The 13937-nt window shown below is 59.0% G+C and carries 20 protein-coding genes and 2 tRNA genes; 18 read left to right on the top strand and 4 right to left on the bottom strand.

Features of this window, described 5'->3' with window-relative positions; genetic code table 11:
• Positions 1 to 83 precede the first annotated feature (83 nt).
• Positions 84 to 1040 carry a GTP 3',8-cyclase MoaA gene (gene moaA / locus JXQ78_RS01845; RefSeq protein WP_330631775.1) on the top strand — a complete coding sequence of 319 codons (957 nt, stop codon included), beginning with the start codon at positions 84 to 86 and terminating at the stop codon, positions 1038 to 1040.
• Positions 1041 to 1053: 13 nt separating this feature from the next.
• Here the strand turns inward: moaA and JXQ78_RS01840 are convergent, their stop codons facing one another.
• Complete coding sequence (locus JXQ78_RS01840) at positions 1054 to 1524, bottom strand: hypothetical protein (RefSeq protein ID WP_330631774.1); 471 nt, start codon at positions 1522 to 1524, stop codon at positions 1054 to 1056.
• Between the two features lie 250 nt (positions 1525 to 1774).
• On the opposite strand from JXQ78_RS01840, the gene JXQ78_RS01835 reads away from it, so the two are divergent.
• The 17 genes from JXQ78_RS01835 to JXQ78_RS01755 all read left to right on the top strand — a co-directional run bounded on the left by JXQ78_RS01835 (position 1775) and on the right by JXQ78_RS01755 (position 10233).
• Positions 1775 to 1859 (top strand) — tRNA-Ser (locus tag JXQ78_RS01835).
• A 14-nt stretch (positions 1860 to 1873) separates the two neighbouring features.
• Positions 1874 to 2365 carry a 30S ribosomal protein S13 gene (locus JXQ78_RS01830; RefSeq protein ID WP_330631773.1) on the top strand — a complete coding sequence of 164 codons (492 nt, stop codon included), beginning with the start codon at positions 1874 to 1876 and terminating at the stop codon, positions 2363 to 2365.
• On the top strand, positions 2365 to 2892 hold the full coding sequence (locus JXQ78_RS01825; RefSeq protein WP_330631772.1) for a 30S ribosomal protein S4: 528 nt from the start codon (positions 2365 to 2367) through the stop codon (positions 2890 to 2892). The genes JXQ78_RS01830 and JXQ78_RS01825 overlap by 1 nt, the downstream gene beginning before the upstream one ends.
• On the top strand, positions 2892 to 3281 hold the full coding sequence (locus tag JXQ78_RS01820; protein ID WP_330631771.1) for a 30S ribosomal protein S11: 390 nt from the start codon (positions 2892 to 2894) through the stop codon (positions 3279 to 3281). Before JXQ78_RS01825 ends, JXQ78_RS01820 begins: the two co-directional genes overlap by 1 nt.
• Before the next feature lies 1 nt (position 3282).
• The gene (locus tag JXQ78_RS01815) at positions 3283 to 4095 is read left to right on the top strand and encodes a DNA-directed RNA polymerase subunit D (RefSeq protein WP_330631770.1); all 813 of its coding nucleotides are present in this window, start codon (positions 3283 to 3285) and stop codon (positions 4093 to 4095) included.
• Positions 4096 to 4223: 128 nt separating this feature from the next.
• Positions 4224 to 4308, top strand: a tRNA-Leu gene (locus tag JXQ78_RS01810).
• A 12-nt stretch (positions 4309 to 4320) separates the two neighbouring features.
• On the top strand, positions 4321 to 4668 hold the full coding sequence (locus JXQ78_RS01805) for a 50S ribosomal protein L18e (RefSeq protein ID WP_330631769.1): 348 nt from the start codon (positions 4321 to 4323) through the stop codon (positions 4666 to 4668).
• A complete protein-coding gene (locus JXQ78_RS01800) occupies positions 4665 to 5102 on the top strand; it encodes a 50S ribosomal protein L13 (RefSeq protein WP_330631768.1) in 438 nt (145 codons plus the stop codon). Before JXQ78_RS01805 ends, JXQ78_RS01800 begins: the two co-directional genes overlap by 4 nt.
• Entirely contained in the window at positions 5096 to 5494 is a 399-nt protein-coding gene (locus JXQ78_RS01795; RefSeq protein WP_330631767.1) for a 30S ribosomal protein S9, read from the top strand. Before JXQ78_RS01800 ends, JXQ78_RS01795 begins: the two co-directional genes overlap by 7 nt.
• A 12-nt stretch (positions 5495 to 5506) precedes the next feature.
• Positions 5507 to 5701, top strand: a complete 195-nt coding sequence (locus JXQ78_RS01790) for a DNA-directed RNA polymerase subunit N (protein ID WP_330631766.1) — start codon at positions 5507 to 5509, stop codon at positions 5699 to 5701.
• Between the two features lie 2 nt (positions 5702 to 5703).
• Positions 5704 to 5889, top strand: a complete 186-nt coding sequence (locus JXQ78_RS01785; protein WP_407934053.1) for a DNA-directed RNA polymerase subunit K — start codon at positions 5704 to 5706, stop codon at positions 5887 to 5889.
• Positions 5886 to 7082, top strand: coding sequence for a phosphopyruvate hydratase (eno, locus tag JXQ78_RS01780; RefSeq protein WP_330631764.1), 1197 nt, complete (start codon positions 5886 to 5888; stop codon positions 7080 to 7082). Before JXQ78_RS01785 ends, eno begins: the two co-directional genes overlap by 4 nt.
• The gene (gene rpsB, locus JXQ78_RS01775) at positions 7079 to 7810 is read left to right on the top strand and encodes a 30S ribosomal protein S2 (protein ID WP_330631763.1); all 732 of its coding nucleotides are present in this window, start codon (positions 7079 to 7081) and stop codon (positions 7808 to 7810) included. Before eno ends, rpsB begins: the two co-directional genes overlap by 4 nt.
• Positions 7811 to 7936: 126 nt before the next feature.
• The gene (mvk, locus tag JXQ78_RS01770; protein ID WP_330631762.1) at positions 7937 to 8929 is read left to right on the top strand and encodes a mevalonate kinase; all 993 of its coding nucleotides are present in this window, start codon (positions 7937 to 7939) and stop codon (positions 8927 to 8929) included.
• On the top strand, positions 8926 to 9672 hold the full coding sequence (locus JXQ78_RS01765; RefSeq protein ID WP_330631761.1) for an isopentenyl phosphate kinase: 747 nt from the start codon (positions 8926 to 8928) through the stop codon (positions 9670 to 9672). Before mvk ends, JXQ78_RS01765 begins: the two co-directional genes overlap by 4 nt.
• 48 nt (positions 9673 to 9720) lie before the next feature.
• Complete coding sequence (locus JXQ78_RS01760) at positions 9721 to 9969, top strand: glutathione S-transferase N-terminal domain-containing protein (protein WP_330631760.1); 249 nt, start codon at positions 9721 to 9723, stop codon at positions 9967 to 9969.
• A gap of 105 nt (positions 9970 to 10074) precedes the next feature.
• Positions 10075 to 10233, top strand: a complete 159-nt coding sequence (locus JXQ78_RS01755; protein ID WP_330631759.1) for a DUF7563 family protein — start codon at positions 10075 to 10077, stop codon at positions 10231 to 10233.
• 54 nt (positions 10234 to 10287) lie between these two features.
• Here the strand turns inward: JXQ78_RS01755 and JXQ78_RS01750 are convergent, their stop codons facing one another.
• From JXQ78_RS01750 to JXQ78_RS01740, 3 genes are read right to left on the bottom strand one after another with little or no spacing between them, the layout of a single operon-like run.
• The gene (locus JXQ78_RS01750; protein ID WP_330631758.1) at positions 10288 to 11049 is read right to left on the bottom strand and encodes a metallophosphoesterase; all 762 of its coding nucleotides are present in this window, start codon (positions 11047 to 11049) and stop codon (positions 10288 to 10290) included.
• A complete protein-coding gene (locus JXQ78_RS01745; RefSeq protein WP_330631757.1) occupies positions 11049 to 12596 on the bottom strand; it encodes a hypothetical protein in 1548 nt (515 codons plus the stop codon). Before JXQ78_RS01745 ends, JXQ78_RS01750 begins: the two co-directional genes overlap by 1 nt.
• Positions 12593 to 13867, bottom strand: a complete 1275-nt coding sequence (locus JXQ78_RS01740) for a Single-stranded DNA binding protein (protein ID WP_330631756.1) — start codon at positions 13865 to 13867, stop codon at positions 12593 to 12595. The genes JXQ78_RS01745 and JXQ78_RS01740 overlap by 4 nt, the downstream gene beginning before the upstream one ends.
• Positions 13868 to 13937 lie beyond the last annotated feature (70 nt).

Below are 13937 nucleotides of genomic sequence, written 5' to 3'. Positions count from 1 at the left end.
GCTGAATAAGGATTGTGAACGAACTGGTGGCCAGCGTCGCCGCCGCCCCGATGCTTTTCTTGTTGCACCGACAGTGTTCTGGTATGCTCGCAGACGAGTTCGGGCGCGAGATCACTGGCGTACGAGTCTCGCTCACCGATCGCTGCAATTTCGATTGTGTTTACTGTCACAACGAGGGGCTCGGTGACACTCGTGGACCGATGGAACCACAGGCTGCAGAGATGAACACCGACGAGGTCGTTCGTTTTCTGGACGTCGCAGCCGAATATGGCGTCACGGCGGTGAAGTTCACCGGTGGCGAGCCGATGTTGCGCGATGATCTTGAGACGATCATCCGACGAACGCCCGACTCAATGTCCGCCTCGCTTACCACCAACGGGACGTTTCTCCCCGGGCGCGCGACCGCATTATACGAGGCCGGCCTCGAACGGGTCAACGTCTCACAGGACGCGTTGGATCCTGCGGCGTTTCGCGAAGTCACCCAGACGGGCGCGTACGACGCCGTGATCGAGGGTGTGCTCGCTGCCGTTGACGCTGGACTGACGCCAGTGAAACTCAACATGGTCGTTTTCGAGGCCACGGCCGGCTACGTTCCCGAGATGGTCGAGCACGTCGCCGAAAACGACGGCCTCCAGCTGCAGCTCATCGAGTATATGCCCGAGATTGCCGGTCATCCCGAGTGGGCAATCGAAATCGAGCGGGTTCATGACTGGCTCACCGAACAGGCAGACGAGATCGTCACCAGGGAAATGCACGACCGGCGACGCTACTGGATCGACGGCGGACTCGTCGAAGTCGTCGATCCAGTTGGAAATGAGACGTTCTGTGCAAACTGTCATCGCGTGCGTGTCACACATGATGGACAGCTTAAGGGCTGTCTGAACCGCCACGACAACTGCAAGTCGATGGGCGAGATGAGCAAATCCGAGATCAGGGCGGCGTTCGAGGCCACCGTTGCCGAGCGAGTCCCCTACTACGGCGAGTATATGGTCGAACGAGACGGCGAGTGGGTTGTAAATGAGGAGTATATCGAATCGTAATCTCCAGACGAACTCACGATTCGATCGTCAAACCGCGTCGAAACGCCCTGAGCGTCCGGATCGCTGTCCAGGCGATCGCCACCGCAAACGCGAGGGTGATTCCGACGTACACAGGATTGCTCTGGGTGAGTCCATCACGAACGAGCAACCAGACCAGCGGCGTGAGCTTCATGACCGCCGCGACCAGCGGAACGACGAGCAATAGATGACGGCCAGCCATCCGTAGTCTGCTGTCACCACGGTGGAGGATTCGAACGCCGTGTACACGAATCATTGCGATCTCGCCGGCCACCGCAAATGCCCAGAGGGTGACGGCGAGCACAGCGACAACGAGCGCCCAGCCGTACGGCGGCGTGATCCCAATCAGGCTGGCAATGTCGAGACCAACGAGTGCAAGCACGACGGCGGTCAGCGGACCAAACAGAAGCAACGAACCCACTGCGACGGCGAACAACGTAAGCGCTCGCGTGGAGGAGGTGTCCATACATGTTTATAGGTTCATTGATACCATAAATCCCGGGGGCGTTCGTACACAGCACCAGGTGAAATGCAACTCGAAATCACCTGGAGAGAACCGATACACGTGGCGAGTACCAGGATTGGATCATAGCGTCGTGAACCGCTCTCAGGGGCCGCGATCATCGGAGTGCTTAAGTACGAAGGAGGGGTTGCTACGAATGCAATCGAATAATGCAGGGGAGGCCCTCCCCGAGTCCTGACGGGCGAGAGTGCGAGTCGTGGTAGCCAAGCATGGCCCAAGGCGCTGGGTTGCTAACTCAGTGGCGTTAAGCCTCCGGGGTTCGAATCCCCGCCACGACGTTTGACCATCATCCATGAGTTCCGAAGACACACAAGCGGACGAAGAGGACATTCGCTACTTCGTCCGCATCGGACAAACTGACCTCGACGGCACGAAGTCTGCCGAGCGTGCTCTGTGCGAGCTGAACGGTATCGGCCGCCGGACCGCACGGATTATCTGTGACAGCGTCGATATCGACCGGTCGATGACGTTCGGCCGCCTCGATGACGACCAGATCGACGCCGTCGTCGAACAGGTAGCACAGTACGCCGACAACGTTCCGCAGTGGTTGTCGAACCACCAGCGGAGCTACTTCAGCGGCGAAACTACCCACGAAACTGGCAATGACCTGGAGATGACCATTCGACAGGACATCAACCGCCAGAAAATGGTCGATTCGTACAAAGGCATCCGACACAAGCGTGGCCAGAAGGTTCGCGGACAGCGGACGAAATCCACGGGCCGTACCGAAGGCACGATCGGTGTCAACGTCGAAGCGATCAAAGAAGAAGGTGAGCCTGAGTAATGACACTTGGACAGAACACGAAGTTCTACGAGACACCGAACCATCCGTATCAGGACGATCGGATCGCCGAAGAGAGTGGTCTGCTCGGACGCTACGGGTTGAAAAACAAAGAAGAACTGTGGCGTACCCAGTCACAGCTGCGCTCGTTCCGTCGTGAGGCACGCGCCCTGCTCGGCCGTGAAGGGGCAGGTGGCGAGTCTGCCGACGAGGAAGCCCAGGAATTTCTCGATCGACTCCGTCGGATCGGCATTCTCGGAAACGAGGCCGGTGCCGACGACGTGTTGAGCCTGGAAGTGACCGATCTGCTCGAACGGCGGCTGCAGACGATCGTCTATCGGCAGGGCCTCGGTAACACGCCAAAGCAGGCACGACAGTTCATCACGCACGGCCACGTGGAGGTCAACGGCCACAACGTGACAATTCCGTCCTACACCGTGCCGGTGAGCGAAGAAGGCAGCATCGAATACGATGAAACCAGCCCGCTGGCTGATGAACTGCATCCAGCACGATCTGAGGGTCAGGAATAATGAGCGCTGAATCCAACGAACGATGGGCCATCGCCCACATCCACGCGTCGTTCAACAACACGATCATCACCATCACCGACGAGACGGGTGCCGAAACGCTCGCCAAATCCAGTGGTGGATCGGTCGTCAAACAGAACCGCGATGAGGCCTCGCCGTATGCGGCAATGCAGATGGCAGAGGTCGTCGCCGAGAATATCCTGGCACAGGGAATCGAAGGCGTCCACGTTCGCGTTCGCGGTCCCGGTGGCAACCTCCAGAAAAACGCTGGACCAGGTGCACAGGCAGCAATCAGAGCGCTTGCACGCGCCGGACTCGAGATCGGCCGCATCGAAGATGTCACGCCGATCCCACACGACGGGACGCGGCCACCGAAAAACAGCGGGTTCTGAAATGACGGAGAACTTCGAGGTGCAGTTCATCGATCGCGACGAACGCACTGCGCGATTTCTCGTTCGGGGCGTCTCGCCGGCGTTCGCGAATGGGCTGCGGCGGGCGATCATCGCCGATGTGCCGACGCTTTCGATCGATTCGGTTCGAATCATCGAGAACTCCTCGGTGATGTTCGACGAACAGATCTCGCTCCGGCTCGGGCTGGTTCCGTTGACCACGCCGCCGAACGAGTTCGAAGAGGGTGATATCGTTACGCTTGCGCTTGACGTTGAAGGGCCAGAAACGGCCTACTCCGGAGATCTGCGCTCCGATCACGAACTCGTCGAGCCGGCCGATACGAACATCCCAATTATCGAGCTCAAATATCCGGAGACGGCTGACTCGCCACAGCGCCTCGAACTCGAAGCCGATGCCGTGATGGGTCGGGGTCGCGACCACGCCAAAAACCAGGGCGGCGTCGCCGTCGGCTATCGTCATCTCCAGACCGTCGTCGTCGAAGACGACGCAGACGAGTACAGCGACTCGGAGCCAGAGATCCTGCGAGGCGTCATCGAGGAGCGTGCAGCTGAGCACGCGGTCGCAACCGACGGCACCGGCGAGCCTGAAAACGGTGCGCTCGTCGCCACCGAGACGTTCGACAATGATCTCTCCAAGCGATATCCCGACAAGGAGGTCTCCGTTCGCGATGTGGACGACGCGTTCGTCTTCCACGTTGAGAGTGACGGCTCGATGAGCGTCGACGAACTGGTGACCAACGCGGCCGATTCGCTCGCCGAGCGAGCGACGGAGCTCGAACAAGCGGTACAACTCTAAGAACATGTTCCTCACATCCACACCTGTCTGTCCCACCACGGTCCGACCAGCGGCGCCAGTCGCCAGTCTCACAGACGGCGTTGGGATCGAAAGTGGTATGTGGGGGCCGGTAATTACACACAATACGCGCAGGGATAGCCAAGTTTGGCCAACGGCGCAGCGTTCAGGGCGCTGTCCTGTAGAGGTCCGCAGGTTCAAATCCTGCTCCCTGCATTTCTCAGAATCATGAACAAGACAAACCCGAGACTCACGAGTCTCATCGCCGACTGCAAACGGGCGGCCCGCGGTGGTGCAGCGGTGTGGGGTGATATTGCCGAGCGGCTCGAAAAACCACGCCGTACGCACGCCGAAGTCAATCTCGGGCGTATCGAGCGATACGCCAAAGAAGACGAGACGGTCATCGTACCGGGCAAGGTGCTCGGTAGCGGTGCACTCCGCAAGGAAGTCACCGTCGCCGCTGTCGATTTCTCTGGGACGGCCCAGACGAAGATCAGCCAGGTTGGTGAGGCAATCGAACTCGAACAGGCACTCGAACGGAATCCAGACGGCTCGAACGTACGGGTGATTCGATGAGCGTCGCCGAATTCGACGCTGATGTCGTTATCGACGCGCGCGATTGCATTCTCGGTCGTGTCGCAAGCCACGTCGCCGATCGAGCACTCGAAGGCGAGTCGATCGCCGTGGTCAACACCGAACAGGCCGTCATCACGGGCAACGAGGACGACATCATGAGCGTCTACGAAAAGCGCGTAGATGTTGGCTCCGACCGGGGACCGTACTACCCGAAACGGCCAGACCGAATCTTCAAGCGCTCAATCCGCGGCATGTTGCCGTACAAAAAGCCACGTGGCCGGAGTGCGTTCGAGGGGATCCGCTGCTACGTGGGTAATCCGTACGACGATGACGGCGAGATCATCGACGACACGTCGTTGGATCGACTTTCGAACATCAAATTCATTTCACTGAGCGAGATCAGTGAGCGACTGGGAGCGAACGTCACATGGTAACCAACACGAGTGGAAAGAAAAAGACCGCCATCGCCCGAGCAACCGTTTCTGACGGCGACGGGCGGGTTCGGATCAACGCACAGCCGATCGAGCTGGTCGAACCAGAACAGTCCAGACTGAAGATGCTAGAGCCGTTCCGTATTGCCGGCTCGGAGCTGCGAGAGGACGTGGATATCAGCGTCCAGGTTGCGGGTGGGGGCTCTAGTGGCCAGGCAGACGCCGTTCGGACGGCGATCGCCCGCGGGCTCGTCGATCACACGAACGATGCCGAGCTGCGCGATGCGTTCATGAGCTTCGATCGCTCGTTGCTCGTGAACGACGTCCGACAGTCGGAAGCCAAAAAATGGGGCGGTCCAGGCGCTCGGGCACGCTACCAGAAATCTTACCGCTGAGGTGATCACGGCATGATGGTACCCGTTCGGTGTTTCACGTGTGGCAAGGTCGTCGGCGAGCATTGGGAGGAGTTCAAAGAACGCGCAAAGGAGGGAGACGAATCACCCGAAGCAGTGCTTGACGATCTCGGCATCGAACGGCCGTGCTGTCGTCGTATGCTTGTTTCGCACAAAGACCTCGTGGATATCGTCTCCCCGTACCAGTGATGGTGATGCAACAGCGACATAATCGGTATGAGAAGGCACGTATCATCGGCGCGCGAGCGCTGCAGGTAACGTACGGCGCACCGGTGCTAATCGAAACTGACCGCGAAGAGCCCATTCTCATCGCGGCCGAAGAATACGATGCTGGCGTGTTGCCGTTTACGGTCAAACGCAGTACGGGGGCACAATGACGCTCATCACTGACGTACAGCTCCGGAAGGTACTGGATTCTCGTGGCAACGCAACCGTTGAGGCAGTCGTCCACACCGAACGTGACGGGTTCGGTCGTGCGAGTGCCCCAAGCGGCGCAAGCACCGGCGAGTACGAAGCAATCGAGCTACCTGCCGATGAGGCGATCGCGCAGGCGCGCGAACACGCCGTCTCGAGGCTCGTTGGGCAGGTGTACGCCGGCGATCAGCGGATGGTCGATCGGACGCTCACCGCTGCTGATGGCACCGACGACTTCAGCCGGATCGGTGCGAACAGCGCAGTGGCGATCAGCATGGCGGCGGCGAAAGCAGCGGCCGACGTGCTCGGCGCACCCTTATATCAACATCTCGGGGGAACGTTCCGCGGGAGCGACGTTCCAACGCCGCTTGGCAACATGATCGGTGGCGGCGAGCACGCGGTCGGTGGCACGCACATTCAGGAATATCTCTCGGCCCCTGTTGGCGCACCGAGCGTTTCGGACGCCGTCTTCGCGAACGCCGCCGTCCACCAGACGGTTGGCGAGTTGCTTTCTGACCGTGGCGTGACGGCCAACAAAGGCGACGAGGGTGCCTGGGCACCTGCAATCACCGACGAAGAGGCATTCGATGTGCTCGAATCGGCGATTGCAGAGGTCAGCGACGAACTTGGATTCAGGATCGAGATTGGCCTGGACGTGGCCGCCTCGGAGCTGTTTGCTGACGGTTCCTACCAGTACGGTGATAACACACGGACGACTGACGAGCAGATCGACTACATCGCCGAGCTGGTGGGTGACCACGAGCTGGCGTACGTTGAGGATCCGCTCGAAGAGAACGACTACGAGGCGTTCGCACGACTGACCGATCGGGTCGGCGAACAGACACTGATCTGTGGTGACGATCTGTTCGTTACGAACACTGACCGTCTCGCAGACGGCATCGGTAGTGGGGCTGCAAACAGCATCCTCATCAAGCCAAACCAGATCGGGACGCTCTCTGCGGCGTTCGACGCTATCGAGCTTGCCGTCGAGAACGGGTACGAACCGGTCATCTCACACCGAAGTGGCGAGACCGAAGACGCAACGATCGCACACCTTGCCGTCGGTACCGCCGCACCGTTTATCAAAACCGGTGCGGTTGGCGGTGAGCGAACGGCGAAACTGAACGAACTCATTCGAATAGAGGATACGGCATGAACGAAAACGAAGAAGAACTTGAGGAGCCTGACGCACAGTCCGCGCAGGCGACAGAAACGGACGCACAGCCAGAGAACGCAGACGCCGTCGCAGAACAGGCCGACGAGCAAGAGCCTGTTCTCGATGAGGACGTGATGCCCGACGACGAGGCAGACCTCCTCATTCCGGTTGAGGAGTATCTCGCCGCCGGTGTCCATATCGGAACGCAGCAGAAAACGAAGTCGATGGAGCGGTTCATCCACCGTGTTCGGACCGACGGTCTCTACGTGCTCGATGTGAGCCAGACTGACTCGCGGATTCGGACGGCAGCGAGATTCATCGCGAACTACCAGCCAGAGCAGATCCTGGTCGCCTCATCGCGACAGTACGGTCGTTTCCCGGCCGAAAAGTTCGCCACCGCCGTCGGTGCACGCGCTCGCACTGGCCGGTTCATTCCAGGGACGCTGACGAACCCGAAATACGACGGCTACATCGAGCCGGATGTCGTGGTCGTCACCGACCCAATCGGCGACGCACAGGCCGTCAAAGAGGCCATCACCGTTGGAATCCCCGTCGTTGCAATGTGTGACTCAAACAACACCACGGGCAACGTCGATCTTGTGGTTCCGACGAACAACAAGGGTCGTCGCGCCCTGTCAGTCGTCTACTGGTTGCTGGCCAACGAAGTGATCGACAACCGCGGCGGCGAACCGACGTACGCGCTCGAAGACTTCGAAGAAGGGATGTGAGCCGTTTTTCGGGGACTGTGTGTAGTAGTTTTCGACTGTTCTGGACCCGCGGAGAGCCATCCATACCGAAAATCGACGGCGTCGTCGTTCGGGTAGCTTTACCTTGTTGATGAAAAAGAGGGCTATATGACTGTTGCAAGCGCCCCAGGGAAGGTGTATCTGTTCGGCGAACACGCCGTTGTGTACGGCGAGCCGGCCGTTCCCTGCGCGATCGAGCGGCGGGCCACCGTCAGGGCAACGAAACGCGACGACGAGCGGATTCGGGTTCAGGCCAATGACCTCTCGATCAACGGCTTCTCCGTCGAGTACACAGAGGGAGCGACCGAAGAAAGTGCTGAGTTTGACGTCCCCCATCCATTGGTTGAGGCAGCGGTTGGCTACGTCGATGGAGCGATCGAGCAGGTCAGAGACGTGCTTGATGCGTCGGTCGGCTTTACGGTGACGATCGAATCCGATATTCCGCTGGGGGCTGGTCTGGGTTCCTCCGCCGCGGTGGTCGTTGCAGCAATCGACGCCGCAACCCGCGAAGTTGGCATCGAACTATCGCCCGAGGAAATTGCCGATCGTGCCTATCAGGTGGAGTACGACGTCCAGGACGGCCAGGCATCCCGTGCTGATACGTTCTGTTCAGCGATGGGTGGTGCCGTCCGAGTGGAAGGTGATGATTGCCAGCAGATTGGTGACACGCCGCGTCTCCCGTTCGTTATTGGCTACGACGGCGGCGCTGGGGATACGGGCGAACTGGTTGCCGGCGTTCGATCGGTCCGTGAGACCTACGGATTCGCCGACGAAACAGTGTCATCGATCGGTGACCTGGTTAGAACGGGCGAAGCCGCACTGCTTGATGGCGACCTTCAGGAGCTGGGGCGACTGATGAACTTCAATCACGGGCTGTTGTCCGCGCTTGGGGTCTCCTCACGATCGCTCGATTCGATGGTGTGGGCCACACGCGAAGCCGGTGCGATGGGTGCAAAGCTCACTGGGGCCGGTGGTGGTGGCTGTATCGTTGCGCTGGATCCTTCACCAGCCTCCGGAACGGCACTGCAGTACACTCCGGGATGTGAGAGTACCTTCCGAGCAGAACTCGCACACGAAGGCGTCCGGGTGGAACAGCCATGACCACCATCCTCAAACTCGGTGGCAGCGTGATCACCGAAAAAGACCGCCCGGAAACCGTCGATCATGAGACACTCGAGATGCTTGGGGCGACCATCGCCGAACACGATGTGGCGGATCTTTGCATCGTTCACGGGGGTGGCAGCTTCGGCCATCACCACGCGGCGGCACACGGCGTAAGCCAGACTGCGGGCACGACCGACCCAGCGGCGGTTCGTGACATTACGAACGCCATGAAACGTCTCAATACTGCGGTCGTCGATGTGCTCGTTGATCATGGCGTTCCTGGGGTTCCCATTCATCCATTTTCCGGAGCGCGACGGACAGAATCGGGCGAACTCTCTGCGTGCACTGAGCCACTCGAAGACATGCTTGCTGCTGGATTCGTCCCGGTGTGTCACGGCGACGTTATCGCACAGGCTGGCGTGGGCGCAACGATTCTCAGCGGCGATGAGATCGTCTGTTCGTACGCGTCTGCCCTGGACGCAACGCGTGTTGGACTGTGTTCTGCAGTGTCTGGAGTGCTCGATGGGAGTGAGGTGATTCCACTGATCGAGTCCTTTGACGACGTTGCCCATGTACTCGGTGAAAGTGAAGCGACAGATGTCACCGGTGGCATGGCAGGGAAAGTCGCCTCGTTGCTCGAACTCGAAACTGATGCATTCGTTTTCGGCGTCGATGGAGTGGATGGCTTTCTTTCTGGAGATAGCCCGGGGACGAAAATAGCACACGATCCGAATCGATAACGCAATCGACCCCCTAGAATGGTATTGATCGAGAACAAATAGTGAATCATGTCGCCCACATTATATCGCCTCGAGGGCTGTCCGTTCTGTGAACGCGTTGGTGACCGACTTGCCGAACTCGATATCGACGTTGAAAACGTCTGGGTTGCGCCCGAACACTCACGGAGAAATGAAGTCAAAGAAACCTCGGGACAGCGTGCTGTTCCCGTCCTCGTTGACGAGACATATGGCGTCACCATGAGTGAATCTGATCGAATTCTTGAGTTCGTTGAGAAAACCTATGCAAACAATAAATAGTTAATAGTACAAACATTCATATCAGTATTCCATTTCAATAATAACATTATTTCTACCCATTCAGATACGTAAGATGTATGTTTATGAGTGAAATTCGTTCAGAGGATGCCAGACTGCAGTAACTGTGGGTCGTTCGTAACCGAAGCGTACGTACGAGTGTTCGCACCGAACGGGATGGAGTCCGTCCGCGTTTGTCCGAACTGTCAGGACAAACTTCGCGACGGTGCATCGATCCGCAAAGCGCGCTCTTCTCGCGGTAATTGACGATCCGTCCACTTTCGTTGCGGACGGAGCGGCGGCCGCGACAATTGTCAAGATTTAAATATTACCGTAGGGACCAAGCCGGGTCCCATTGAGGAGATAGGCTTGTCCGTCGTTGATACCGTCCGGAAGAAACGGTGCGAGAAACGTCTGACTGGTGTTGATCCAGGTACCACCGGTGAGATCGTTGAATGCAGGACAGACAACGAGCGATCCGGGATCCAGAAGTTGTGAGCTCGTGTGGGGTTCGAACGGCGTTGGATCGAGCGCGCCACGGAGCCAAACCCGTTCGGTCGATCCACCGCCGACAGCATCGGTCAAATTGACCATGGGATGTTCGTGACCCATCACCAGAATTGACGCGTCGAGCACGTCTTCGGCTGGCCAGGTGTGACCGTGTACGAATCCGACGGCCCCAAATCGCCAGCCGTCGCTGTCAGTCACCGAGATATCGTGCTCGAATTTTACTTCATCGACGAGAGTTTCGAGGTCACCGTCGTGATTTCCCTTGACGATTGTTATTGGAACCGTGCCCGCGACAGCCTCGAACAGCCGCTCAATCTCGTCGCGTTCGGTGGCGCTCGGACGACCGATATCCGTCGCGAGATCACCGACGATGACCAGCCGACTGGCGTTCGTTCGATCGAGCAACGAGCACACCGTCTCTCGGCGTTCGTCTGCGCGTGAGGGTATCTCGACGCCATTTTGTTTGAATCGCAGTTCGATTCCGGCATGATAATCTGCGAGAACCAGCAGGCGCACATTAGCCGTCGTCACAACGGCTACAGGAGCCCCCGGAATCGGCTCGACAGCCGCCATTAGATCGGTTTGAGCGTGTCTTCGGCCGGCTCGTAACACTGTCCATTCATCAACGCATCCTGAATTGCATCGGAAACGTCATCAACAGTGACATCAGCACGCGCAGTGACAGCGTCAATGAGCTCTGTTCGATCGACGCCGTCACCGTCGTTCAGCGATCGCATCTCGTTCAGAACGACCGACGAGATATCGATGGATTCTGCGTCCGATTCCACAGCACGCTCAGAATCAGTTTGCCCGTTCTCTGTGTCTCGTTCTCCGGCATCGGTAATCTCCGATTGCTCATCATCCTCTACCATCGAACTATCAGCTGATTCTTCCAGATCGGCTTCGACGGACCCCTCGGCTGGCGTCTGATCGGGGCCATCATCTGGAGACTCCTCCATGTCGGAAGTATCAACCTCGCTTGCCGTAGAGAACTCCGTACCGAACTCCGATTCGACCTGTTCGCGTACTTCTTCATCGAGTTCGAACTCCTCAGGATCGAACTCGTCGGGGTCGGCCGACAGTTCGTCGTCCTGCGTGGGCTCGGTGACGGAATCGTCCGCCGTATCCGACGCGGATGCACCGTCGTCGATCGGACTGTCGTCCTCGAACGATTCGTCGACTGCCGTGTCGATCTTCGCAGCAGCTGTCTCGTCTGTCACGTCCGGTTCACTAGTGATAGACTCATCAGACGACTCGGTGTCCGGATCAGACTGCAGGGCAGTTTCACCGCTATGGGCATCCGGGCGCTCGGTGGAATCAGTCACGGACGGAGCGTCCGAATGCTCCGGATTCGTCTGTGGTTCCGGCGATGAATTTTCATCGAGATCGATCGACTGATCGATTGCCGGAACGAACGAGACGGTCGCATCCTCGCCGGGCGGATACGACAGCGGATCGACCGACTCCTTCTGTCCGGCCACGAGTTCGAGCACGTCGATCGAGAGGCGCTGGAGTTCGGACAGATACGCAGTCGTCGTACCGTACGCAGATTGGGCGCGTGCAATCCCTGCCGCTCGATCCGCCGGAACGCCCGCTTTCTCGAGCTGTCGTGTCAGTACTATCTCATTATCTTCGAGGGCGCGCGTCTGGACTGCATCCGTTGTGGCGACCCGTTCGAGGGTTCTGCGTGCGGTCCGCACGCTCCACCGATCGCGCGTCTCGGCGTCGATTTCGGTGATTGCCTCCGGACGGATCGAGCTGTACACCACGTCCGCATCGTCGGGCGAGAACGTTCGTGCTTTGCCTGTGATGGCAACGAAAGCCGGCGGCGAAAGCGATTCGAGCGTGGCGAGCGCTTCTGGCTGGTACTGTCCTGCATAACAGACGAATGCACCGGTCGGATCGGCGATCCGTGCCCGAACCATGCTGTCACCGGCCGGCGAAATCTCCGTTAGGACGCCCGCCACGAACACGCGATTCATCCGGAGCCCACTCGGAGCGACAACGTAGTTCGGCGCGCGATCGTCGTCGCTCTCTGCATACTCGTGGGTAGCATCGGCGAATTCAGCTGCAAACAGCCGTTGGGCGGTCTCTCGACCGCCGGACGGTGCGTTGCTCATCGACCCACCTCCGCGAGTGCTGTCTGTGCTAACTCTGTCGGTGCGGTAGACACCCGATCGAACGATTCGACCGTGAGCATCGCTCCGTACTCGTCGATCTGGAGCGAGCCGCGCAGTCTGTACTGGCGGCCGACGATCGCCTCCACGATCGAACTGGTCACCACCGATCGATCCATCGCGTCCCGGGCTGCCTCTCGTGCGGCCTCAAGGGTGTCGCCGTATACTGACTCCGTCAGCTCGCGGTCGCAGATTCCCATCAGCGCTCCGGTGCCGTCATCGACGACGGCTTTGATGCGGAGATCGTCCTCGCCGCTCACCGAACCGTGACTCCGACACTGGCCGTTCTGTATCACTCGCGAACACTCTGGACACCGCTGAATCAACCCAGAGCCATCACGAACGTCGATAACGGTACCGACAACCGATATGTCGAACGCGCCACCGGCGTCGATTGCTTCGCCGATCTCCAGTTCTGGGACAGCGTCGGTCACCGCAACCTCCCGTTCGAGCTGGCGGACGGTCGTGTGCTCGCCGATGTTCACCGCCGGAACACCTCTGTGTTCACGGACGTGACAGTCGATGAGCTCGACCGACGCTCCCGGTTCGATCATCTCAGTGTGGGCCTCCCAGTCGGTGAACGGAAGTCGTTTCGTTTCATCTCCAATCACACCACTGAGAATTGTGGTCTCACCGTCTCTGCCGTCGATCGTTCGCTGTTCACACTCAAGCACCGATACACCGACAGTGATCCCACGATCGCCCGTCTCAAGCGAATCAAGTGTGCGATCGCCGCCCACTTCGAACGGCACGTCGAGTGACTCCTCGGCCGGTGAAATCGTCGTGGTGTCGCCGAGATTGAGCTGGGGTTCGCCGTCCCACTCTCGAACGCCAGCGTTCTGAATCGATATCGTATCGCCAACCGAAAACCCGAGGTCTTCCCACGCGGTGTAGGCGACACGACCGGTCTCGTCGCCGATCGTCCCCTCGATAATCGTCTGTTCGTCACCATCGTACACGATCGTTCGCCGTCCACGCGTCAGCACAGTCCCCACCAGCGAGACACCAGGCAGATCGGCAGTCACCGCTTCGATCGACGACGTCGTCGGCACCGAAGCGGTGCCCCCAGTACCGCCATACTTTCGACGAAGACTCTGGATCGCTTCTGACACTGGAACGTCGTATTCCAGTAACGTCTGTAAATCCGCTACGACCTCCGCTTTGTCTACGCCGAGATCGGAGGCGAGCTCCTCGGCGCGAGCTTCAAGATCCATCCTACAGTAACTGAACGGGGGATTCACAAAAAGCGTTCCGTGAACGACGGTCGGGCAGAGTCTGCCATCA

It is taken from the genome of Halocatena halophila, assembly GCA_027563145.1.
GTDB lineage: Archaea > Halobacteriota > Halobacteria > Halobacteriales > Haloarculaceae > Halocatena > Halocatena halophila.
The sequence above is the reverse complement of the archived record's forward strand: the minus strand, read 5'-3'. Positions and strand labels throughout refer to the sequence as shown.